The 20,852-nt window shown below is 73.8% G+C and carries 21 protein-coding genes and 1 pseudogene; 14 read left to right on the top strand and 8 right to left on the bottom strand.

Features of this window, described 5'->3' with window-relative positions; translation table 11 throughout:
* Positions 1 to 24 precede the first annotated feature (24 nt).
* Genes ACIPPS_RS12150 through ACIPPS_RS12140 form a run of 3 tightly spaced genes read right to left on the bottom strand, consistent with a single transcriptional unit; the run spans position 25 to position 3,889 of the window.
* The gene (locus ACIPPS_RS12150) at positions 25 to 1,032 is read right to left on the bottom strand and encodes a phytoene/squalene synthase family protein (protein ID WP_401430025.1); all 1,008 of its coding nucleotides are present in this window, start codon (positions 1,030 to 1,032) and stop codon (positions 25 to 27) included.
* Positions 1,029 to 2,588: a phytoene desaturase family protein gene (gene crtI / locus ACIPPS_RS12145; protein WP_401431368.1), complete on the bottom strand. Its 1,560-nt coding sequence runs from the start codon at positions 2,586 to 2,588 to the stop codon at positions 1,029 to 1,031. Before crtI ends, ACIPPS_RS12150 begins: the two co-directional genes overlap by 4 nt.
* A gap of 5 nt (positions 2,589 to 2,593) precedes the next feature.
* Complete coding sequence (locus ACIPPS_RS12140; RefSeq protein ID WP_401430023.1) at positions 2,594 to 3,889, bottom strand: polyprenyl synthetase family protein; 1,296 nt, start codon at positions 3,887 to 3,889, stop codon at positions 2,594 to 2,596.
* A 188-nt stretch (positions 3,890 to 4,077) separates the two neighbouring features.
* Here ACIPPS_RS12140 and ACIPPS_RS12135 point away from each other — a divergent pair, with 188 nt between their 5' ends.
* The 5 genes from ACIPPS_RS12135 to ACIPPS_RS12115 all read left to right on the top strand — a co-directional run bounded on the left by ACIPPS_RS12135 (position 4,078) and on the right by ACIPPS_RS12115 (position 6,834).
* Positions 4,078 to 4,785, top strand: coding sequence for a class I SAM-dependent methyltransferase (locus tag ACIPPS_RS12135; RefSeq protein WP_401430021.1), 708 nt, complete (start codon positions 4,078 to 4,080; stop codon positions 4,783 to 4,785).
* Positions 4,786 to 4,916: 131 nt separating this feature from the next.
* Complete coding sequence (locus ACIPPS_RS12130; protein WP_401430019.1) at positions 4,917 to 5,099, top strand: DUF6480 family protein; 183 nt, start codon at positions 4,917 to 4,919, stop codon at positions 5,097 to 5,099.
* Positions 5,100 to 5,151: 52 nt separating this feature from the next.
* Complete coding sequence (locus tag ACIPPS_RS12125; RefSeq protein WP_401430017.1) at positions 5,152 to 6,051, top strand: NAD-dependent protein deacetylase; 900 nt, start codon at positions 5,152 to 5,154, stop codon at positions 6,049 to 6,051.
* Between the two features lie 124 nt (positions 6,052 to 6,175).
* Complete coding sequence (locus tag ACIPPS_RS12120) at positions 6,176 to 6,493, top strand: hypothetical protein (protein WP_401430015.1); 318 nt, start codon at positions 6,176 to 6,178, stop codon at positions 6,491 to 6,493.
* A gap of 50 nt (positions 6,494 to 6,543) precedes the next feature.
* Positions 6,544 to 6,834: a hypothetical protein gene (locus ACIPPS_RS12115; protein WP_401430013.1), complete on the top strand. Its 291-nt coding sequence runs from the start codon at positions 6,544 to 6,546 to the stop codon at positions 6,832 to 6,834.
* On the opposite strand, the gene ACIPPS_RS12110 is transcribed toward ACIPPS_RS12115, so the two are convergent.
* On the bottom strand, positions 6,791 to 7,546 hold the full coding sequence (locus tag ACIPPS_RS12110; RefSeq protein ID WP_401430011.1) for an adenosylcobinamide amidohydrolase: 756 nt from the start codon (positions 7,544 to 7,546) through the stop codon (positions 6,791 to 6,793). The two genes, ACIPPS_RS12115 and ACIPPS_RS12110, sit on opposite strands and share 44 nt — an antisense overlap.
* Before the next feature lie 175 nt (positions 7,547 to 7,721).
* Between ACIPPS_RS12110 and ACIPPS_RS12105 the strand changes: the two genes are divergently transcribed.
* Both ACIPPS_RS12105 and ACIPPS_RS12100 read left to right on the top strand, forming a co-directional pair.
* A complete protein-coding gene (locus tag ACIPPS_RS12105; RefSeq protein WP_401430009.1) occupies positions 7,722 to 8,456 on the top strand; it encodes a hypothetical protein in 735 nt (244 codons plus the stop codon).
* Positions 8,457 to 8,471: 15 nt separating this feature from the next.
* Positions 8,472 to 9,270: pseudogene (locus ACIPPS_RS12100) on the top strand (LysR substrate-binding domain-containing protein); the annotation flags it as partial.
* On the opposite strand, the gene ACIPPS_RS12095 reads toward ACIPPS_RS12100, so the two are convergent.
* Both ACIPPS_RS12095 and ACIPPS_RS12090 read right to left on the bottom strand, forming a co-directional pair.
* Entirely contained in the window at positions 9,271 to 10,032 is a 762-nt protein-coding gene (locus tag ACIPPS_RS12095) for a hypothetical protein (protein ID WP_401430007.1), read from the bottom strand.
* 80 nt (positions 10,033 to 10,112) lie between these two features.
* Complete coding sequence (locus ACIPPS_RS12090; protein ID WP_401430005.1) at positions 10,113 to 10,325, bottom strand: hypothetical protein; 213 nt, start codon at positions 10,323 to 10,325, stop codon at positions 10,113 to 10,115.
* 746 nt (positions 10,326 to 11,071) lie between these two features.
* Between ACIPPS_RS12090 and ACIPPS_RS12085 the strand changes: the two genes are divergently transcribed.
* The 4 genes from ACIPPS_RS12085 to ACIPPS_RS12070 all read left to right on the top strand — a co-directional run bounded on the left by ACIPPS_RS12085 (position 11,072) and on the right by ACIPPS_RS12070 (position 16,898).
* The gene (locus ACIPPS_RS12085; protein ID WP_401430003.1) at positions 11,072 to 13,231 is read left to right on the top strand and encodes a SpoIIE family protein phosphatase; all 2,160 of its coding nucleotides are present in this window, start codon (positions 11,072 to 11,074) and stop codon (positions 13,229 to 13,231) included.
* The gene (locus ACIPPS_RS12080) at positions 13,228 to 15,810 is read left to right on the top strand and encodes a SpoIIE family protein phosphatase (protein ID WP_401430001.1); all 2,583 of its coding nucleotides are present in this window, start codon (positions 13,228 to 13,230) and stop codon (positions 15,808 to 15,810) included. Before ACIPPS_RS12085 ends, ACIPPS_RS12080 begins: the two co-directional genes overlap by 4 nt.
* A 32-nt stretch (positions 15,811 to 15,842) precedes the next feature.
* Complete coding sequence (thpR, locus tag ACIPPS_RS12075) at positions 15,843 to 16,427, top strand: RNA 2',3'-cyclic phosphodiesterase (protein ID WP_401429999.1); 585 nt, start codon at positions 15,843 to 15,845, stop codon at positions 16,425 to 16,427.
* Positions 16,428 to 16,514: 87 nt separating this feature from the next.
* Positions 16,515 to 16,898, top strand: a complete 384-nt coding sequence (locus ACIPPS_RS12070) for a hypothetical protein (RefSeq protein WP_401429997.1) — start codon at positions 16,515 to 16,517, stop codon at positions 16,896 to 16,898.
* A gap of 158 nt (positions 16,899 to 17,056) precedes the next feature.
* On the opposite strand, the gene ACIPPS_RS12065 is transcribed toward ACIPPS_RS12070, so the two are convergent.
* Positions 17,057 to 17,707, bottom strand: coding sequence for a DUF4360 domain-containing protein (locus tag ACIPPS_RS12065; protein ID WP_401429995.1), 651 nt, complete (start codon positions 17,705 to 17,707; stop codon positions 17,057 to 17,059).
* A 358-nt stretch (positions 17,708 to 18,065) separates the two neighbouring features.
* Here ACIPPS_RS12065 and ACIPPS_RS12060 point away from each other — a divergent pair, with 358 nt between their 5' ends.
* Entirely contained in the window at positions 18,066 to 18,239 is a 174-nt protein-coding gene (locus ACIPPS_RS12060; RefSeq protein ID WP_401429993.1) for a hypothetical protein, read from the top strand.
* A gap of 19 nt (positions 18,240 to 18,258) precedes the next feature.
* Here ACIPPS_RS12060 and ACIPPS_RS12055 read toward each other — a convergent pair whose 3' ends face one another.
* The gene (locus ACIPPS_RS12055; protein WP_401429992.1) at positions 18,259 to 18,864 is read right to left on the bottom strand and encodes a hypothetical protein; all 606 of its coding nucleotides are present in this window, start codon (positions 18,862 to 18,864) and stop codon (positions 18,259 to 18,261) included.
* A 314-nt stretch (positions 18,865 to 19,178) separates the two neighbouring features.
* Between ACIPPS_RS12055 and ACIPPS_RS12050 the strand changes: the two genes are divergently transcribed.
* Together ACIPPS_RS12050 and ACIPPS_RS12045 are read left to right on the top strand one after the other, a co-directional pair.
* A complete protein-coding gene (locus ACIPPS_RS12050; protein WP_401429990.1) occupies positions 19,179 to 19,844 on the top strand; it encodes a lysophospholipid acyltransferase family protein in 666 nt (221 codons plus the stop codon).
* Positions 19,845 to 19,982: 138 nt separating this feature from the next.
* On the top strand, positions 19,983 to 20,786 hold the full coding sequence (locus ACIPPS_RS12045) for an SGNH/GDSL hydrolase family protein (protein ID WP_401429988.1): 804 nt from the start codon (positions 19,983 to 19,985) through the stop codon (positions 20,784 to 20,786).
* Positions 20,787 to 20,852 lie beyond the last annotated feature (66 nt).

The following is a 20,852-nucleotide window of genomic DNA, read 5'->3' as shown; positions in this document are numbered from 1 at the left end:
CGCCGTTCGGTCCCCGTCCACCCGTCACGCCGCCCCACCCCTCGTACCGTCGCGGACACCGATCTCGCCGCCGGCCAGGGGCAGGTCCGCGCGCTGCTTCTTCCACCGCCGCCGCGCCGCCACCGCCCGGGCCAGACCGGACAGCGCCACGGCCGCCCTGCGTCCGCCTCCGACGACCGCCCGCCGATGGACGGTGGCGTAGCCGTCCTCCTCGATCACCCGCAGGATGTCGCCGTACAGCACGAACGCCGTGCGCACGCACGGCGCGGAGACCGGCTGGAGCTGGGCGATGCCCGGCTCCGCCTCCCGGTACACCTCGCGGGTCAGGGCGGCGGCCGCGGCGAGCGCAGCCGTGATCCGGTAGTCGCGGCGCCCGGTGCGCCTGCTCCACTGGAGGAGTTCCCGGTCGACCCCGTACGAGCCCAGCAGATCCACCGGGAGGTACACCCGGTCCCGGTCCAGGTCCTCCCCGACGTCCCTGAGGAAGTTGGTCAGTTGGAACGCCACGCCGAGCGCCGCCGCGTGCGGCTCCGCCTCCTCACGGGGAACCACCGTCCCGAGGACCGGAACCATCTGCAGACCGATGACCGCCGCCGAGCCGTGCATGTACCTCCGCAGATCCGCGTACGTCGGATAGTCGCGCACGGACAGATCGGTGCGCATCGAGGAGAGGAAGTCCGTGAAATGCCGTCGGGCGATGTCGTACCTGACCACCGTGTCGGCGACGGCCACGACCACCGGGTCCCGCGCCGCTCCGCCGCGCAGAGCCGTGTGCCAGTCCGCCTCCAGCGCGTCGAGAGCCGCTCCGCGCTGGGCCGTGGTGGCGTCCGCGCCGAGGTCGTCGACGATGTCGTCGGCCCGCCGGGCGAAGCCGTACAGCGCGTGGACGGCGCAGCGGCGGTCGACGGGGAGCAGCCGGGTGGCGAGGAAGTACGTCTTCCCATGGCGGGCGTTGAGCTGCCGGCACGCCGCGTAGGCCGCTCGCAGCCGGGGGTCCCTGACGCCCGCCGCGTCGAGCTCGCGGGCGGTCATGTCCCGCCCCCTTCGCCGAGCGGGGCGGTGAGCGGACCCTGCCGGTCCGTGGGCCGGGTCCGTCCGCCCCGGCCGGGCCGGGGCGCCGCTCCACCCGTGACGCGCGCGGCGGCCAGCTTCCCGGAGATCAGTACGGTGGGTACGCCCACGCCCGGAGTGGTGCCGCAGCCCGCGAGCACGACGTTCTCGGCGCCGCGCACGAGGTTCCGCGGGCGGAACGGGCCGGTCTGGGCGAAGGTGTGGGACACCGAGAACGGGGTGCCGGCGGCATGCCCCGACGCCGCCCAGCCGGCCGGGGTCACCAAGGACTCCTCCTCGATGGAGGCGCCCAGCCCCTCCAGTCCCCTGCGCTCCAGCTCGGAGATCAGCCGGTCGCGGTAGCGCGGCCCCAGCTCTCCCCAGTGCACGGCGCTCGGGCCGACCTCGGTGTTCGGGCAGGGCGCCAGGATGTAGTGCAGATGCCGGCCCGGCGGGGCCAGCGAGGGGTCGGTGACCGTCGGGCACGTGATCAACAGCGAGGGGTCGCTCATCAGCCGTCCCGTCCGCGTGAGTTCGCGGAAGGTACCCGACCACGCGTCGCCGAACGAGATCGTGTGATGGCCCAGCTGCGGCCACGTCCGGTCCGTCCCCGCGTGCAGGACGACCGCGCTGGGCGCGTGACGGAGCCTGGCCGGGCGCCGAGGACCGCGGCCCAGCAGCCGGTAGGCCGTCGGAAGTTCAGGGGTGAGCACCACCGCGTCGCAGGGGATCCGCTCCTGCTCGGTGACGACGGCGGTGATCCGGCCCCCGACCCGTTCGAGCTCCCGCACCGGCTCGCCGAACCGCAGCCGCGCCCCCGCCCGCTTCGCCGCCTCGGCCATCGCCGCCGGCACCGCGTGCATCCCCCCGCGCGGGAAGTACACCCCGGCGACGGTGTCCATGTACGCGATCACCGCGTACGCGGCCAGTGCGCGCGAGGGAGGCACCCCCGCGTACAGCGCCTGGAAGGAGAAGACCCTCCGCAGCCGCTCGTCCGAGAGGAAGCGGCCGATCGCCCGGTCGAGACGGCCGAACCCGCCGAGCGCCGCGAGACGGGCCAGGTCGGGGGTGAGCAGCTGCGCGGGGGAGTCGAAGTTGGCGTCGATGAAGCTCCGCCTCTGCACCGCGTACAGCTCGGTCAGCCACCCGCGGAGCCTGAGGTAGCCACGGGCCTCCCGCGCGCCGGCGAACCGTTCGACCTCGGCGGCCATGGCCTCGGCGTCCGTGTGGACGTCGACCCGGCTGCCGTCGGCGAACATCGCGCGGTAGGCCGGGTGGAGGCCGATCAGCTCCACCCGGTCGCGCAGGGACTCGCCGACGGCGGCGAACGCCTCGTCGAGGATGTCGGGCATCGTCAGCACCGTCGGACCCGTGTCCAGGGAGAAGCCGGCCAGATCCCGGCGTCCGGCCCTCCCGCCCGGCTGGACGTCCCGTTCCACCACGGTCACCTGGCGCCCCGCGCCGAGCAGGTGCAGGGCGGCCGACAGACCGGCGAGGCCCGCTCCCACGACGACGACATGGTCCGTCCGGCCCGGCAGCGCTCTCAACGACTTCCCCCGATCAGAACGCCCGCGTCCGGGGAGGAACCGAGGCCGGACCGCGCGTGCGCCGCGCCCCTCGTCCCGGCCCCCGTGTCGAGCCCCGCCTCGCCCCCTCTGTCGAGCCCCGTCGCGCTTCCTGCGTCGCTTCCCGTCTCGCTTCCCGCGTCGCTCCCCGTCCCGCTCTCCGTCCCGGTCGTCCTCTCGACGGCCGGATCGCACAGGTCGGTCAGCAGCCGCCCCACGCGGGCGGTCGCCTCCGCGGGGAGCCCGGCGCCGTCGAGGACGGTGGCGGCGCGTCGGCGCAACTGCTCGGTCCGCGCGACGACCTGGTCGCGGGCACCGCTCGACACGAGCACGTCGCGCACCCGGCGCAGCTCGTCCTCCGTCGCGTTCGAGGACCCGACGACCTCGTCGAGCAGGCGCAGCCCGGCGCCGTCACCGCGCCTCGCACAGCGGGCCCGGGCGACCGCCACCAGGTAGGTCGCCTTCCCCTCGCGCAGGTCCTCCCCGGTCGGTTTGCCCGTGACCGACGGGTCACCGAAGGCGCCCCGCAGGTCGTCCCGCAGCTGGAACGCGATGCCGGCGCACCGCCCCGCGCCGCGCAGCGCGCGCACCCACTCCGGTGGCGCTCCGGCCATGGTCGCGCCCAGGACCAGAGGGTGGGCGACGGAGTAGAGCCCGGTCTTCAACAGAGCGGTACGCAGGGCACGCCCGGGCGAGCAGGACCCCGTGGCCTGGGCGTGCAGGTCCAGGTACTGCCCGGCGACCATCTCGGTGCGCATGTGGCGCCAGACACGGCCCGCCTCCCGCGCATGGGCCGTGGCCGCGACGGCCTCCGCGAAGACGTCGTCCGCCCAGGCCAGCGCGAGGTCTCCGGCCAGGACTGCGGCGGAGCCGCCGAACGTGCCGTACGGCCGTGGTCGCCTCGCCGTGCCGTACTGGGCGTCCATGGCGACGTGCACGGACGGGCGCCCCCTGCGGAGCGGCGAACCGTCCATGACGTCGTCGTGGATCAGCGCACAGGTCTGGATGAGTTCGAGGGCCGCTGCGGCGCGGAGAGCCGCCCCTGATTCCGGCGCGCCTCCACCACACGCCCGCATCGCCCACCACAGGAGCTGGGAGCGCCGCCGCCGGCCGCCGGCCAGCGTGAAGGCCGCCACCCGTCGGGCGAGGTCCGCGGCGAACAGCGGGTCCGCGGCCGCGGCGTCCTCGAGACGGCGCCCGAGCACCTCGTCCAGCACCAGCCCCACGGCCGCCGGGACGTCCCGGTCGACGACGAGCGGGTCGAGTGTGCGCATCGGGAACCCCTTGCTGCCAGGCGTCGGCGAGTACCGTTCTTCTCTGGCCTTTCCGTACCGCCGCCGGGTTCGGATGCATCACCTTTTGAGCCGTCCGGCTCAAGCACACGCCCGGCTCGGCGCCAGGCGCACGGCGTGGTGCGACGATGTGTGTTCCGGGCAGGCCGCCCCGCACCCGAGGAGTGCGTATGACCCTGTTGCGCGACACCGAACTCGCCGCCGCGTTCGACCACGCGTCGGACACGTACGACCGGATGACCTCGGCGAGCCCCGGATACCACGCGCACCTGCGCCGTTCGGCGCGCCGCCTGGGCCTGCCCGGCGACGGGGCCGGACTGTCGGTCCTGGACCTCGGGTGCGGAACGGGCGCGTCGACCCGCGCGCTGCTGCGGGCCGCGCCGTCGGCGACGATCACGGGCGTCGACGCCTCCGCCGGCATGCTGGCGCACGCACGGCGGAAGAGCTGGCCGGCGCGGGTCTCGTTCGTCCACGCGCCGGTCGAGGCCATGACGGCCTCCGGGGTGTCGGGGCCCTACGACGCGGTCTTCGCCGCCTACCTCTTCCGCAACGTCGCGGATCCGGACGCCGTCCTCGACGTCGTGCACGGTCTCCTCCGCCCGGGTGGGAGGCTCGCGGTCCACGAGTACGCGCTCGGCGGCCGTACGCTGCACCGGGCTCTGTGGTCGGCCGTCATGGGCGGTGTCGTCCTGCCGTGGGGCCGCCTCCACGGCGACGCGCGGCTCTACGCCCACCTGCGGCGCAGCGTCCTCGACTTCGACACGGCGGACGCCTTCGCCGACCGTCTGCGGCGCGCCGGATTCGGCGGGGTGCGGATCCTTCCCCAGCCGGGTTGGCAGACGGGGATCACCCACACGTTCGTGGCCCACCGCCGCTGACACCGGTACCTGCTGACACCGGTACCTGGGTACGCATCGCGACGCGCGATCGGCACGCGTGGCAGGGCGGCCCCGGCGGGAGGACCATGGGAAGGACTCGTGGGTACGCCACCGAGGGCAGAGGAGGCGTCATGGTCGACAAACTCGTACCGCCCCAGGAAACACCCCCCGGCGAGGGCTCGACATCGTCCGCACACCCCGAACGGCCGGACGGCGGCATGTGGGAGCACCCCTTGATGTGGGTCTCCCTGATCGTCGTCGGATCGGTCATGGTGGCGCTCCTCTTCGCGTTCCGCATCGGCGGCGGTCTCTGACCGCTCGCTCGCGGGGGACGCCCGAGGGCGGCCCGTTCCGTACCCTGGCGACATGCGTATGCGTCCCACGTTGAGCTGGACCCCGACCGAGGGCCTGCCCCCGGGCAGCACGGATCTGGAGCCGGTGGCCGACGCGCTGGGCACCGGCGGTGTGCTGGTGCTCAGCGGGGCGGGCATGTCCACGGAGTCGGGGATCCCCGACTACCGCGGGGAGGGCGGGAGTCTGAGCCGGCACACCCCGATGACCTACCAGGACTTCACCTCCAGCGCCCAGGCGCAGCGACGGTACTGGGCCCGCAGTCATCTCGGCTGGCGTACGTTCGGCCGGGCCCGGCCCAACGCCGGCCACCGGGCCGTGGCGGCGTTCGGGCGGCACGGCCTGTTGTCGGGTCTGATCACCCAGAACGTCGACGGTCTGCACCAGGGCGCCGGCAGTGAGGGTGTCGTCGAGCTCCACGGGAGCCTGGACCGCGTCGTCTGCCTCGGCTGCGGAACGTACAGCGCGCGCGGTGAGCTCGCCCAGCGGCTGGAGCAGGCCAACGCGGGCTTCGAGCCGGTGGCGGCCGGGCTCAATCCCGACGGTGACGCCGACCTCTCGGACGAACAGGTCAGGGACTTTCGTGTGGTGCCCTGCACCGTCTGCGGCGGAGCCCTCAAGCCGGACGTGGTGTTCTTCGGTGAAGCCGTCCCGCCGCAGCGGGTCGAGCACTGTCGCGCTCTGGTCCGGGCGGCCGCCTCCGTACTGGTCCTGGGATCCTCGCTGACGGTCATGTCCGGGCTGCGGTTCGTCCGCCAGGCAGCCCAGGACGCGACGCCGGTCCTGATCATCAACCGGGACCCGACCCGCGGCGACCGGCACGCCACGACACGCGTCGCCCTCCCCCTGGGAGCGGCGCTCACGACTCTCGCCGACCGCCTCGGTGTTCCCGTCGACAGCTCGCCCGTTCGCTGAGAACTCACCGCGCGGCCCGGTCGACCATGGGGCGCGCGGACGTACGGCCAGGTCATGGCCATGCGCCGCCCGCCGCCGTCACGCACTCTCGACACCGGGCCGTCCGAGCGCCACCATGTCAGGCATGTCCACGACAACCAGAATCGCCGTCTCGTTCGCCGCCGTCGGCGCTCTCACTCTCGCCCTGGCCGCCCCCGCAGGAGCGGAACCGACGGTCCCGGAGCACGCGGTGATCGTCTGTGACAGCGCAAGCTTCTACGCCAACTACGACAGCTCCGCCGGGCCGGTCGGCCTCAAGCGCACGCTCGCGCGCGGCAACAAGGTCGGACACACCCGTGGGGCTCATCCGGTGTACAACGGCTGGGCGGCGACCTTCGACTTCGGACCCAACGACTGGGGCTTCGTCCGGTCGGAGTGCCTCGGCGGCTTCGGCTCGTGGTGACCGCCCGCGCGCTCGCGACCGGAGACCGGACACCCGACTCAGGAGAACGCGTGAAGCTGCGAACATCCGCCACGGCGGCCCTTGCCCTCGCGGCAACCCTCACCCTCACCCTCACGGCGACACCCGCCTCCGCCGCCGACGGCACGGTCGGCCAGCGGGAAACCGTCTGCGCGGAGGACCTGTTCGTCCGCGTCACGGCGCCGCACGGAGCCTGGATGGGGACGCTGTACCGGGGTCAGACCTTCCTCGTCGAGAAGGACGGCGGCGACTGGGTGTACGGCTTCGCCTACGGGGACATCAACCGGCGCGGCTGGGTCCAGAACGGCTGGTTCTGCCCGTAGAGCCGCGCGTCCCAGCCGCCGCACCCGCACACCGCCCGACGCCGGCGGCGGCGCCCACGGCTTGGTGGACGGCTCGCGCCAGGCGCGCGCCCCACAGGGAGCGCGGACCGGCGAAGGCGTGGACCTCGTCGCCGGGGCGCGGGGACAGGGCGGCGACGCACACCGCGTCCGTCGGGGTGCCCGAGCAGTCGTAGCCCGCGTCGAGCAGCGCCTGCACCTTGGCCTCGGTGGCGGTGGCCACGGCGTTGACCAGTGCCGCGTCCGTGAGTGCGACCGGCAGCGCGACCAGGATGTTGACGGTGCCCGGCCCCTCCGCGAGGGCCGTCCCCTGAGCGGGGGAGGCGGCCCAGCCGCGTACGCCGAGCCCCGCGGTGGCGACAGCGTCCACACCGCCGTCGTGAGCGTGGCCGTACTCCCGTACGTCGGCGGCCGTCATCAACCCCACCCCCGGCCCGTGGGCGCCGGCGTCACGTGCCAGGTCGGCGAGGTGTCGGTCCGGGTCGGTGCGCCGGTAGCCATGGGAGACCTGGGCGTTGAGGACCCAGGCGCGCTCCCCGGTGCCTCCGCCGAGCACGGCGCTGCTGATCATCCGCCGGCGCTCACCCACCCGCCACAGCAGACCGTGCAGACGCTCGCCGTTCTCGACACGGGTGAGAAGGAGCGCCGGCGGCAGACCGGTGGCGGGACGGGGCGGCGGAATGACGGCGGTCACCGAACAGGCACTCCTTGCAGGCGTGGGGCCCATGATCGTACGTCGCGCGGCGCGGCCCGCACGGAGAGACCAAAGTCGAACCACGGCCCCGAAGACGGATACCTTCGGCCGATACCGGGGCGGTGGCTCGCGCTCTAGCGTCGAGGGTGAGGCCGGAAGAAGGAGCGCGGGTGCGATGGCGGGGGACGCGGTGGATCTGAGCAAGGGCGGCGGGACGGGGACGTCGACCGAGGTCTCGCTGCCGAAGCGCGACCGGTGGGTTCTCGTGGGCGGCGGCTTGGTGCTGGGCGGGCTTGTGGGCCTGCTCCTGCCGCCGCTGTCGGGTTGGATCCTCGACCTTCCGGTCGTGCCCTTCGAGCGGGTTGTCGCGTGGGTGGCGGGCCTGTCCGGCGGCTGGGTGCCGCCGGTGGCCGCGGCGATCGGCGCCCTGCTGGGGGCCCTGGGGGGTGCCGTGCTCGTGTCGGTCTGCATGCGCGTGACGCTGGAGGACGGCACGGTGCGCATCGACAAGGAAGGCAAGCACTGGACGTTGCCGGGTCCGGAGATCGGGGCTGTCTTCCTGGACGGCAGAGAACTGGTCGTCCTCGACCGAGCCACACGCCATCTGTACCGGGGCGAGTCCGACGTGGACGCGGGCGAACTGGCGGCGGCCTTCACCGCGCACGGCTATCGCTGGGTGGACGCAGATCCGCACGCGACGGAGTTCAGCCGCTGGATCCCGGGCACGCCCGACCTCCCGGCGGCGGCCCACGCGATCCTGCGCGCCCGCCGGTCGGCGCTGGAGAAGAAGGACACGGCGGACGCGACGGAGCTGCGCGAAGAGGCCGAGCGCCTGGGCTACACACTCCGTGACAAGGGCGAGCGCCAGTACTGGCGGCGCCTGGGGGAGTCCGGAGTCGCAGACGTCTGACGTCAGCGCGTGGGCGGGGTGAACTCCGGCTGGTCGAGGACGCACAGCCAGCTCGGCGCTGAGCTGTTCGACCGTTCCGCCCGCGCCGTCACCCCCACCGTCGCCGGAGAGGCGGCGCTCACACACGCCCGCGCCGCACTGGCCGCCGCCGAGGCGGTCGGCCAGGCGGTCGGGGAGGTGACCGGACTGATCCGGGGGGCGGCTCACCGTCGGGATGGTGGTCGGCTGCACGCTCACCCCGCTGTTCGACGCCCTCGCGGCGTTCCACGAGGCGCACCCCGCCGTGGAGATCTCCCTGCTGGAGGACAGCTCCGACCGGCTCGTCGAAGGGGTGCGCGCCGGAACCGTGGACCTGGCGGTCATCGGGGCCGCGGTGGCGACCCCGGACGGCCTCGACGCGCTGACCATCATCAGCGAGCGGCTCGTCGCCGCGGTCCCGCCCGACCACCCCTTGGCGAAGAAACGGCGGGTCACCCTGCGCGACGTGATCGCCCACCCGCTGGTGTGCATGCCACCCGCCACCGGCCCGCGCGCGGTGCTCGACCAGGCGTGCGCCGCACAGGGCCTGAGGCCCGAGATCGCTCTGCAGGCCGGCGCCGCGGACGCCATCGCCGACCTCGCCACCCGCCGCCTCGCCGTCGCCGTCCTCAGCGACTCCATGGCCGCCGCCTACCGCGACCGGCTCACCGCCCGCACCATCGACGACGTCGACACGCCCGCCCTGCTAGCCCTGATCTGGAAGGGCACGCACAACCCAGGAGTACGTGACCTGACGGCCCGCGCCCGACAGGCGTTCACCAGCTGGAGCGGGTGATCAGACCGCGGTGGTGAACAGGTCGGTCAGGGGCTGGGCCGAGTCCGTCCCGGAGTGGCCGAGGGGCGCGTCGAAGCTCCAGACGAGGAAGAGCAGGAACACCACCAGGGCGCTGAAGGCGGTGGCCAGCAGGAGTTCGCGCGCGGAGCGGCGGATCTGCAGGGTGTAGAGCAGGCCGAGCGTGACCAGGGCGCCGGCGACGAGGCCGAACCAGAGAGCGGCGGGCAGGGTGGTGCCGGCGGTGTCCAGGCGCTGGTGACGGGCGTCGTCCGCGGCGGCCACCTGGTCCAGGAGGGGCTGGTAGGCCTGGGCCTGGAGTTCGTCGGCGGGGGTGCGGTGGGCGAGGTCGCTACGGATGCGCCCCAGCAGCTCGGCGCCGGTGCCGTCGACGGGCGTGCCGTCCTTCAGCGCGGGCCATTCGGTGGTGACGGCGTGCCGCGCGTAGGCGTCGATGTGCGCCTTGACCTGCGTACGGAAGGCGTCCGGGTAGACGTCCAGGCGCTGGTCGATCTCGTACAGGGCCTGCGCCTCGCGCTGGACCGTGTCCTCGGCGGCGCTACGTGCTTCCCATACGCCGGCGATGGCCAGGCCGAGCACGATGGCGTAGACGACGCCGACCATCATGACCATGTACTCCAGCACGTCCGGGGTCTCGGAGGTGTCCTCATCGACCGCCACGCGGCGGTGGCGTACGACGGTCGCCGTGACGACGAGCACGCAGACCAGGACCGAGGCCAGGGTGTAGACGAGCCATTCCGGCATTGCACAACTCCAGGACTAGCGAAGTGACGTGAGAACGAGATCCGGGCGGTGGAAACCGGGCGGTGAAGTCCGGCCGGTGGTCAGCCACGACCGCGGCGACGACCCGGCCGCAGGGCCGCCGCGGCCAGCACGGCCGGCAGGGTGATGACGACCGTCGACATGGTCATCGAGATCGTGGCGGGTGCCGGACGCGACGGACCGCCGGTGTAGTGCGAGCGCGGCACCCACCGGAAGGCCTGAGGGACCATCGCCGGGCGGGAGGTCGCCGGGTCGGGGGCGGCGGCCCGGGGCACCGGCTCGACCGGTGGTGCCGACGAGGGAGCGGCAGCGAGTGGCGCCGGTGCGGCGGGCGCCGGGACCGGCTCCGGCGCGGGCGCGGCGGAAGGTGCGGGCCCGGGCCGCCCCGCCTCCGTCGGCTCGGAAACGGCCGCCGACGGAGCCGACGGAACCGGCGGAGAGGGCCGCGAGAGGGGCGGCGAGGGCGGCGACGGCGGTGCGCACGTGAGGCTTTGGGGCGGGGCCTGGTCGCCGTACGCCAGGTCGACCCCTACGTCCGGTGCACAGACCAGCAGGCGGCTGCCGGTGGGGGAGTGGTCCATGACGACGGCTACGTCGCCGCACTGCGGCAGCGGGCACAGGGCTGCCGCAGCCCCGAGACCGACACTCATCCAGCCCACCACTCGAATTCCTCCCGTGCCGACCCGACGTCGACGCGCCTTGATGCCACGTGATGCAAAGGGGGCGGGGATCCCGCCACCGCGGGCGCCGCCACGCGGGTAACGATCATGTGCGGAGCGAGTCACGGACCCCGGGCAGCCGCGCCACCCCTGGCGCTCTTCACCGGCAGTGGCTCTTCGAGGGCACCGACCCGGATCCGAGGCAGCGGCCGAGAGGGTGCCCCGGACGGGGTCGGTGCGAGGACTGGCGGTCTGCCCTGGGGGCGGGATGATGGAGGAGACCCGTCCGCGCGCCCGTGCCCGCGGATGGGGTGGCGGTGGGGTGGCTGGTCGCGGGGGCGTCGAGGAGGGATGCGGTCTGGATGAGCGCGGCGGCTTTCCCTGCCGGCCCGGACGCGGCGGGTAGTGACCTTGCCTGGGAACCCGGCGGTCTTCTTGATGTACTCGGGGTGGCCGCGATCGTGCTCGACGCGAGCGGGCGCGTCGTGTTGTGGAGCCCGCAGGCCGAGACCGTCTTCGGGTACCGCGCGGAGGAGGCCCTGGGCCGGCCCGCCGCCCGGCTGCTGGTCGAGGCGCGCCACCGGCACCTGGTGCTGTCGCTCTTCGAGCGGGTGCTCGCGGGGGGCGGACCGTGGGCCGGTGTCTTCCCGGTACGGCACAAGGACGGCCGTACGATCCCGGTGGAGTTCCGCAACACCCGGCTCCAGGACGACCAGGGGCGGTTCTACGCCCTCGGCCTGGCCTCCGACCGGACCACGGTGCGGCGCGTGGAACAGGATCTGTCCCTTTCCTCGCGCCTTGTCGCCCACTCGCCGATCGGGCTGGCCGTCCTGGACCCCGATCTCCGGTTCGTCCTGGTCAACCCGGCGTTGGAGCGCATCGACGGCCGGCCGGCCGTCAGCCATCTGGGCCGTACGTTCCGTGAGGTGGCCGCGTCACCCGACGTCGCGGCACTGGAACCGACGCTCCGCGAGGTGCTGCGGACCGGGACCCCCGTCCTCGCCCAGACCCTGCGGGGACCCGTGGGCCCGGGCGGGAGGGAGCGGGTGTGGTCGGTGTCCCTCTACCGCCTGCAGACCCCGGGGCGGCTCGTCATCGGAGTGGCGGCGTCGGTCGTGGACATCACCGACCAGCACCACGCCGCCCATGCCGCCGCACAGGCGAGGCGCCGTCTCGCGGTCGTCGCGGACGCGTCCGAGCGGGTGGGCACCACACTCGACCTGGACCTCACCGCGCACGAACTCGCCGACCTGGTGGTGCCGGAGTTCGCCGACATCGCGGCCGTCGACGTCCTGGAGTCCATCCTGAGCGGACCGCACCTGCGCGGTGCCCGGGCAGCCCCGGGCACGGCGGTGTTCCGTGCGCTCGCGGTGAAGGCCGCGTACCCCAGCCCGGCGGAGGCGGCCGCCGACCCCGTCGGTGAACCGGCCCGCTACGACACGGAGCGGTTGGTCACCCGCTGTGCACGGACCGGCCGGCCCGTCCTGGTCGAACACGTCACGGACGGCGACCTGACCCGGATCGCGCGTGACGGTCCCGCCGCGGCGCTCCTGCGGCAGGCGGGCGTCCACTCCTACCTCGCCGTCCCCCTGCGCGCCCGCGGTGTCGTCCTCGGTGTGCTCGACCTCAAGCGCGCCCGCAACTCGGTCGCGTTCGACCAGGACGACGTACTGCTGGCAGGGGAGCTGGCGGCCCGCGCGGCCGTCGCGATCGACAACGCCCGCTGGTACCGGCACCAGAGCCAGGCCGCGCTCGCCCTCCAGCGCCACCTGCTGCCGCACGGCCCGCCCCGCCTGAAGCAGCTCGACGTCGCCGCCCGCTACCAGCCCGCGTCGGCGGCGGTCGAGGTCGGAGGCGACTGGTTCGACGCCATCCCGCTGCCCGACGACCGGACGGCCCTGGTCGTGGGTGACGTGATGGGCAGCGGTATCAACGCCGCCGCCACCATGGGGCAGTTGCGCACCGCGGCACACACGCTGGCCGGGCTGGGCCTCGCCCCCGCGGTGATCCTCGACCAACTGGACCGTACCGCCGCCGACATGGACGACGCGATGGCCACCTGCGTGTACGCCGTGTACGACCCCCACCGGGAGACCTGCCGACTGGCCTGCGCGGGACATCCGCCGCCCGTGTACGTGCCGGCCGGACAGGCCCCGCGTCTGCTCGACCTGCCCACGGGCGCGCCCCTCGGCGTGGGCGGCGTCCCCTTCGAGACCGTGGAGATCCCGTTCACCGCCGGGGACGACCTCGTCCTGTACACGGACGGCCTGGTCGAGACCCGGGACCAGGACATCGACGTACGCCTCTCGGCACTCACCGACCTCCTCGCCCAGTCCGCCTCCCTCCCCCTGGAGGAGACCTGTGACCTGATCCTCGGCGCGCTGCGACGCCCCGACGACCACGACGACGTCGCCCTGCTGATCGCCCGCGCCCAGCCCGCGTCCGGCCGGGACCACGGCCTCGACGGCGAGGAGGAGCACGCTCGGGACCACGGGCACGGCCGGAAGGAGGCGGCGCCGTGAACGGCGTCGCCGTCCCGGGCCACGGCCTCCTGCCGTTCGCCGAGGAGACCGCCGCCGCCGTCCTCGACCTCCGGGGAACGGTGAGCTGCTGGACACCGGAGGCCCGGACGCTGCTCGGCCGGTCCGCCGCGGACGTCGTCGGCCGGCCCGCACGCGCCCTCCTCGCGAACCCGCTCGCCTGGACGGCGCTCGTCGAGGCGTACGCCCAGGGGGAGCGGCGTGGCGAGGCCGTGCTGCGCACGGGCGGGGGTGAGGACCTGCCCGTCGTCTTCAGGACGTTCGGGCTCACCGGCGGCGACGCGCACGACGGTGCCAGGGAGCACCGCGCGCGGGACGAGGCCTCCTGCCTCGTCCTGGCGGCCCCGGCGGCCCTCGCCACCCGCTGGAGCCAGGACCGGGCGTTCGTCGACGAGCTGTTCCTCCAGGACCGGGTGGGGCTCGCCGTCTTCGACCCGGAGCTGCGGCTCCTGCGCACCAACACCCACCTCCTGCCCTACACCGGCGTACCGTCCGACCTGCGCGGACGCCGCCTGTCGGACTTCCTGTGGGCCAGGGACGCGGCCGCGGTCGAGGAGCAGCTCGGAGGGGTTCTGCGTACGGGCCGACCGCTGATCGGGGCCGAGCAGATCCTGCGGACCGTGGAGGATCCCGCCGGCGGAGTGTTCATCACGATCTCGGCGTTCCGGCTGCAGGCTCCCGACGGCCGGGTCCTGGGGCTCACCGCCCTGTTCACCGACGTGACCGAGGTGCGCCGTTCGGGCGAGCGCCTGGCGCTGCTGCACCGCGCCACGGCCTCCGTCGGCGGTTCGCTCTCGGTCACGGACACGTGTGCGGAGCTGGCCGCGGCGCTCGTGCCCGGCCTCGGCGACCTGGCCGTCGTGGAGATCGCGGACACCGTGGCGCTCGGCGAGGAACCGGTACCCGACGGGGAAGGCCGGCTCGTGCTGCGCCGTACGGCCGTCGCGGGACGGCCCGCGGACGGGGACGACCCCCCGGCCTCGGCCCTGGTGCGCGTCGCCGCCCCGATCGCGAACACCGCACGCGTCTCCGGGACCCCCCGCTCCCCCGGGAGCGCGCCCGTCGGCAGGGCCGCCCCCGCCCCCGGGGGCGCGCACGAAGGGGCAGCGCCGACCGCGGACACCGCGCCCGCCCCCGACGTCGTCGGGGGCCACCCGATGACCATGACCGCTCTTCTGCGGGCGCGAGGAATGATCCTCGGCCGGGTGTCGGTGGGCCGGCGCGCCGAACGTGGCCCGTACGAGAAGGCGGACCACGACCTCCTGCGCGAGATCGCCGACCGCGCGGCCCTCGCCCTGGACAACGCCCGCCGTTTCGCCCGCGAGCACCGGGCGGCGGTCGGACTCCAGCGCAGCATGCTGCCTCCGACGCAGAGCGAGACGGTGGCGGCGACCACCTCGGGCACCTATCTGCCCGCCGACACCTCGACCGGTGTCGGGGGAGACTGGTTCGACGTCATTCCGCTCTCCTCCGCGCGGGTCGCGCTGGTCGTGGGGGACGTCGTCGGACACGGACTCGCGGCCACCGCCACCATGGGCCGGCTGCGCACGGCCGTGCGCACCCTCGCCGACCTCGACCTGGAACCCGACGAACTGCTCACCCACCTCGACGATCTCGTCTCCCAACTGGTCGCCGAACCCGAGGACCCGGCGGAAGAGGACGTCGAGGACGGCGGCCGGGACACCGGGGGCGACGGCCGGGACGGTGGCGGTGGTGGCCGGGGCGTCGGGGGCGCCGCGGACGGCGGTTGGCGCGCGCGCCACCCTTCCTCCTCCTCCACGGGCGCGACCTGCGTGTACGCGATCTACGACCCGGTGTCCCGGAGGTGCGTGGTGGCGTCGGCCGGGCATCCGCCTCCGGCGGTGGCGGATCCGCAGGGCGACGTCTCGTTCCTGCCGGTCGACCCGGGCCCGCCGCTCGGCGTCGGCGGGCTGCCGTTCGAGACGACGGAGGCCGAGGTGGCCCCCGGTACCGTCATCGCCCTCTACTCCAACGGCCTGATCGAGAACCGGCACGGCGACCTGGACGCGGGGATGGCCGAACTGGCCGGTCGGCTGGCCCGCCCCGACGCCCTCGGCGGGTCGCTGCGCGACCTGGGCAGGCAGACCGTCGCGGGCCGTCCCGCCGCCGGGCTCGGGGACGACGTCACCGTCCTGCTCGCCCGCACCCGTGCCGTACCGGACGGGGACGTGGCCGCGTGGGAGGTCGAGACCGATCCGGCGGCGGTGGGCACGGTGCGGGAGGCCGCCGAGGCCCAACTGTGCGCGTGGGGACTCCAGGAGCTGGTCTTCACCACCGAGTTGGTGCTCAGCGAACTGGTCACCAACGCCATCCGGTACGCCGGCGGGCCGGTCCGGGTACGGCTGATCCGCGCGGGCCGGCTGATCTGCGAGGTGTCCGACCCCAGCGCCGCCCATCCCCGTATGCGCCGGGCCCGGTTGACCGACGAGGGCGGCCGGGGCCTCTACCTGGTGGCTCAGCTCACCACCCGCTGGGGCAGCCGCTACAGCCGGAGCGGCAAGACCATCTGGGCCGAGCAGGAGTGGGGACCCCCCGGATGACTCGACCGGAGCGGTGCGGTACGAAGGCTTCCGTGAACGATCAGTACCCGACCTCGACCGTCCGCGCCTTCATCGCGCTCGCGCCGCCCGACGACGCCAAGGCGGAGCTGGCCCGGGCGCTGCGCCCCGCCTATGAGGCGTACCCGGGAATGCGGTGGAACCACATCGAGGACTGGCACATCACCCTGGCGTTCCTCGGAGAACTCCCGGTCGCGACCGTACGGCTCCTCCAGCCGCCGCTCGCGCGGTCGGCGGCGGCCCGCAACCCCCTGAAGCTGGCGCTGCACGGCGGCGGACACTTCGACGGACGGGTGCTGTGGAGCGGGATCGACGGCGACCTCGAAGGCCTGCACCTGCTGGCCTCCGAGATACGCGCCGTGGTCGACGGGTGCGGGGTGGTCCTGGAGGGCCGTCCGCTGCGTCCGCACCTCACGCTGGCGCGTGCCCGCCGGAACGATCCCACCGGCGTGGTGGACGCCGCGGCCGAACTCGACACCTTCACCGGCCGCCCCTGGTCGACCCCACGCCTCCACCTGGTCGCCAGCAACACCGCCCGGGGCCCAGGCCCGATCCACTATCGCGACGTCGACTCCTGGCCCTTCGGCGGAGCTCTCTGAACCGGCCGGTCCGCCGTCGCCCGTGTGCGGGTGACGGCGCCGCGTGGCGCGGCCGGGGCCGGCCAGGGCGCGGTTACCTTACGTTTCATGACGGCAGCAGCACCTGACAACGGCCCGGCCGAATCGGCCGACGCGCGGGAGGCCCGCCGGGCCATCGACGACCACCTCGGTCGCACCGCCGCCCACGAAGAGCTGGCCCGCTGGAGGGACGGCGGCCGCATCGACGACCGGACGGCCGAGGACGTCGCGCGGGCGGCGTGGGACGCGGTCCAGGACGCCACCCCGCCCCCGCCGTCACCTACGGACGCCACCCCGCCCCCGCCCCAGGCGGGCCCGGCGGAGAAGACCGCCCGGTCGCCGGAACGGGCGGAGCGGCATCGGCGGGCAGTGGCGGTGGCGCTCGGCCTGCGCGAGCTCGGCTACCACCTGGACGAGACGCTCCTGCCCGGTCCGGACATGGCGGCCGGATAGTCCGTCGGACCGGAGACCGGCCGGCCCGCGGGTCACGCGGACATCCTCCGTGAACGCGTCGACGGTACGACCGGCCGCTGAGGCCGCGACGACGTGCGCGGAGCGGCGCCCCGGCCGGAAAGGGGGAGAGCCCGGCCGGGGCGCGTCACGGTGTCAGTTCACCTCCCAGGGCACTCCTTCCACGCGAGGTGGTACACGGTGCTGATGTCACCGTCGGTGGAGTCCATGGTCATGTAGCTGGTGGCGGCCGGGTTCGACGTGCCGGCGTTCACCCGCAGCTCGGTGTTGATGTTGAAGTTCCGCTGCACACCGCACGGCGCCCACACGAGCTGCGCCCAGTCGGTGGTGTCGGTGGCCTGCCAGTTGTCCTCGTACGGCCCGCGGAAGGTGTGGGTCCGGGACGCGGTGCTCGGCGAACCCTGGAAGTAGTACGAGGCCTTCTCGGTGCTGCTCGCACCGGGCCGGAGCGAGGCGTAGCCGCGGTAGTCGGCGCTGGCGACCGCGTAGGTGAACCCCTGGGGCACGTGCACCAGAAGGTTGAGCTGACAGTTCCTGCGCGCCGCGGTGGGGGAGGAGCCACCGCCCGCCTGCGCCAGGTACTCGCTGTAGGTGACGGTGAAGGCGGTGTTGTCCTCGGACACGGCGACCGCGGCTGTGCCGAGCGGGCAGCCGGAGCCGTTCACCGTGGCGACGTCGATGACGATCCTGTCCGGGGGTGGATCGACGATCGACGACGGGCCTGCCTGCGCGGGCAGGGCCGAGGCGAACAGAGCGGTGATCGCTCCGCTCACCAGCAGGGGGACTCGCATGGTTCTCCCATCTGTTGCTCGGACAACTGTTGAACTATCATGTTCATGTCAGTGCAGTCCCTCGGGCGCCCCACCGGTGCGGGCGGGGGTGGTCGAATGCTAGAAGCCCGCGAGCCCCAGGGCAGGGCGGACCCCGGCCAACAAACGCCCCGCGAACACCCCTGCCTTTGGCTCACAACAGCGGGTGCCGCCCCCGGTGCCCCACACGACCCGCACGCCCCACCGGTCACCCAGCCGGGCGGCGCGCCGGGCGCCCGCGGCTCCGTCGACGCTCAGGAATCTCCGCCGAGCCGTTCCCGTGAGCGTGCGAAGGGAATGCGGGGGCAGACGGGCAGCACCCGACCAGAGGAGTCAGTTCATGCTTGGTATAGCGGCGGCAGTGCTGTTCTTCGTTGCCTTCTTGATCAACGCGGCGGACATCGGCACCAACGAGGTGTTCTCCTCGGCGAATGTGATGCTGCTCGGGCTGGTCGCCCTGGCTCTGCACATCGCGGGAATCGGTGCCGGCCGGCCCGCCCGACGCAGGCGCTGACCGGGCGGGAACACGCCCGTCAGGGCCGCAAGCCGGCCTGTCTGAGGGCGACCTCGCAGAGGTCGGCGATGACGAGCTGGTCCCCCCGGCGCCAGGCGTCGGCGAGCCCGCCCGGCGGGACCGAAAGCGCCACCAGGTCGCCGGGCGGGCCGGTGAGAGCGCGCAGGGCGAGCAGGTCGACGCCTCCGGGTGCATCGACGAGGCGTCGGACGGTCGTACCGCGCCGGATCCAGCGCAGCCGCGGGGGGAGCCACAGGAGCAGGACCAGGGCCACCGGGACGACGATCAACACCGTTGTGGTCACGGTGGCCAGCTGGCTGACGGCCTGCTGCAGCGACTCCCCGGCGTCGGCGAATCCGGCACTGGCGTCGGCCGCCGACCGGAGCGGCTTCGACAGAAGGCCGCCGACGAGCGGCACGTCCGATGCGGCATCGCCGGCGTTGCCGAGTTCGGCGGCCAGGCCGTCGCCCGAGCTTTCGACCCTCACCCCCGGCTCGGCCAGGAGCATGATCGCTTCGCGGACCGCGAGGGCGCCCCACACCACCGCGCCGATCAGGAGTACGGCGATCAGATCCACGAGCACCTGACGGTTCCGGCGAGCTGGTGTCTGGGCGTACAGGCGCATCGGCGGCCCCCTTGGGTCACAGGCGTCGGGGAGGGCCGGTCGCCGGGCGCGGCTCGGCCGACCACGTCGGGCCCGACTCTTCCATCTCCTCGCGCGGACGGACACCGTGACACGACGCGCGGTTGCCGCACCGTCCGACCCCCGCCCGCGGCTGCCGGGCACGCCCCGGTGCCGAAAGCCGGTGCGAGGCCGCCCGGGGTACTCAGCCGCGGGCTCCCCCGGCACCCAGGCGATTGAGTAGCTGCGCCCAGGCTTTCGAGGGAGTGCGCGCCCGACGATGGGGGCAGTTCCCGCGACAGTCAGGAAGGCCTCGCATGCTCAGTCGTCTCGCCGCCGCGATCGCTCCCGCCCTGGGGAGACTCGCCGTCACGGCCGACATGCCCCGGGTTCCCGAGGGCGGGGCCCTGATCGTGGCCAACCACACCAGCCTCGCCGACCCCGTCGTCGTCCTGGCGGCCCTGCGCCGGCTGGGCGTCGAGCCCGTCGTCCTCTGCGCGGCCGGCCTGTGGCGAGTCCCGCTGCTCGGCCCCGTCCTGACCCGCGAGGGGTACGTGCCCGTGCGCCGCGGCACCGCCAGGGCCGCCGAGGCCCTCACCGCGGCGGAAGCCGCCCTGCGCGCCGGCCGCTGTGTCCTCGTGTACGGCGAGGGTGGCATCCCGCCCCACCCGGACTCCTCGGACGCTCCGCCGCAGGCCTTTCGCAGCGGGCCGGCCCGACTGGCGATGCGCGCCGGGGTCCCGTTGCTCCCGCTCGGTCAGGCCGGTGCCCGCCGCATCACGTCCGGTAGCGTCGCCAAGCAACTCGCCGGACTCCTCACCGCCCCCTTGCGCCGCCCCCGTCTGCACGTCCACCTCGGCGCGCCGGCGCGGCTGCCGGCGGACACCACCTCCGCGACCCATCTGATCCGGCAGTCCGTCACGTCCGCCTGGCGCACGGCCGCGGACCGTCGCGTGACGGCCGGCTCGCGCCCGACCGGCTGAGGGCGCGGTCGGGCCGTCTCTTCGGAGCGCGGGGAAGCAAACCGATTCGCACGTCTATCGCTGGGGCTCCGATCGCTGCTACAAGAGTGACGCTTCAACAACTCCTGGCCCTCACCTCACCCCAAGGAGTAGGTTGTCATGTTCGCGTCTAGATTGAGATGGGTCCTGCCCGCGTTACTGTCCCTCGCCGCCGCGACCGTGGGACTGGCCCAGCCCGCCTCCGCGGCCACGGCGGCAGGGGAGCGCTACGTCGCTCTCGGCGACTCGTACTCCTCAGGAGTGGGCGCCGGCAGCTACCTGTCCGACAGCGGCAGTTGCCAGCGCAGCAGCAAGGCCTACCCGTCCCTGTGGGCGGCGGCCAACGCCCCCGCCTCGTTCTCCTTCACCGCCTGCTCGGGAGCGACGACCAGTACGGTCAAGAGCGGTCAGCTGGCCCCGCTCACCAGCTCCACCACGCTCGTCAGCGTCACGGCGGGCGGCAACGACGTCGGGTTCGCGAACGTCATGCAGACCTGTGTGCTGCAGAGCGAGGCGACCTGCGTCAACGCGGTGAACAACGCCATCACGCAAGTCAACAACACTCTGCCCGGGAGCCTCTCCTCCCTCTACAGCGCCATCCGCGGCAAGGCGCCGCAGGCCCACGTCGTCGTACTCGGCTACCCGCGCTTCTACCGGCTGAGCGGCAGCTGCATCGCCGGGCTCAGTGAGACCGAACGCGCCGCCATCAATCGGGGCAGTGACGCTCTCAACGCGGTGCTGGCCAAGCAGGCCGCCGACGCGGGATTCACGTACTCCAGCGTCGTGGACGAGTTCACGGGCCACGAGATCTGCTCGGGCGACGCCTGGCTGCACAGCGTCTCGGTGCCGGTGTCCAACAGCTACCACCCCACGGCCACAGGCCACTCGGGCGGCTATCTGCCCGCCTTCCGCTCCGCCGCCTGATCCCCCGGTCCGCTGTACGGAGGTCTTTCGCGTCCAGGAGTCGACGCGGGTAGACCACCAGGCCCA

It is taken from the genome of Streptomyces sp. NPDC090127 (genome assembly GCF_044746945.1).
Lineage (GTDB): Bacteria > Actinomycetota > Actinomycetes > Streptomycetales > Streptomycetaceae > Streptomyces.
The sequence above is the reverse complement of the archived record's forward strand: the minus strand, read 5'-3'. Positions and strand labels throughout refer to the sequence as shown.

Coding starts and splice junctions, on each gene's coding strand:
- ACIPPS_RS12065 (WP_401429995.1), bottom strand. CDS start 17,707: ATGCGAGTCCCCCTGCTGGTGAGCGGAGCGATCACCGCTCTGTTCGCC.
- ACIPPS_RS12045 (WP_401429988.1), top strand. CDS start 19,983: ATGTTCGCGTCTAGATTGAGATGGGTCCTGCCCGCGTTACTGTCCCTC.
- ACIPPS_RS12050 (WP_401429990.1), top strand. CDS start 19,179: ATGCTCAGTCGTCTCGCCGCCGCGATCGCTCCCGCCCTGGGGAGACTC.
- ACIPPS_RS12085 (WP_401430003.1), top strand. CDS start 11,072: ATGAGCGCGGCGGCTTTCCCTGCCGGCCCGGACGCGGCGGGTAGTGAC.
- ACIPPS_RS12125 (WP_401430017.1), top strand. CDS start 5,152: ATGCGTATGCGTCCCACGTTGAGCTGGACCCCGACCGAGGGCCTGCCC.
- ACIPPS_RS12120 (WP_401430015.1), top strand. CDS start 6,176: ATGTCCACGACAACCAGAATCGCCGTCTCGTTCGCCGCCGTCGGCGCT.
- ACIPPS_RS12060 (WP_401429993.1), top strand. CDS start 18,066: ATGCTTGGTATAGCGGCGGCAGTGCTGTTCTTCGTTGCCTTCTTGATC.
- ACIPPS_RS12135 (WP_401430021.1), top strand. CDS start 4,078: ATGACCCTGTTGCGCGACACCGAACTCGCCGCCGCGTTCGACCACGCG.
- ACIPPS_RS12150 (WP_401430025.1), bottom strand. CDS start 1,032: ATGACCGCCCGCGAGCTCGACGCGGCGGGCGTCAGGGACCCCCGGCTG.
- ACIPPS_RS12105 (WP_401430009.1), top strand. CDS start 7,722: ATGGCGGGGGACGCGGTGGATCTGAGCAAGGGCGGCGGGACGGGGACG.
- ACIPPS_RS12140 (WP_401430023.1), bottom strand. CDS start 3,889: ATGCGCACACTCGACCCGCTCGTCGTCGACCGGGACGTCCCGGCGGCC.
- ACIPPS_RS12095 (WP_401430007.1), bottom strand. CDS start 10,032: ATGCCGGAATGGCTCGTCTACACCCTGGCCTCGGTCCTGGTCTGCGTG.
- ACIPPS_RS12130 (WP_401430019.1), top strand. CDS start 4,917: ATGGTCGACAAACTCGTACCGCCCCAGGAAACACCCCCCGGCGAGGGC.
- ACIPPS_RS12070 (WP_401429997.1), top strand. CDS start 16,515: ATGACGGCAGCAGCACCTGACAACGGCCCGGCCGAATCGGCCGACGCG.
- ACIPPS_RS12055 (WP_401429992.1), bottom strand. CDS start 18,864: ATGCGCCTGTACGCCCAGACACCAGCTCGCCGGAACCGTCAGGTGCTC.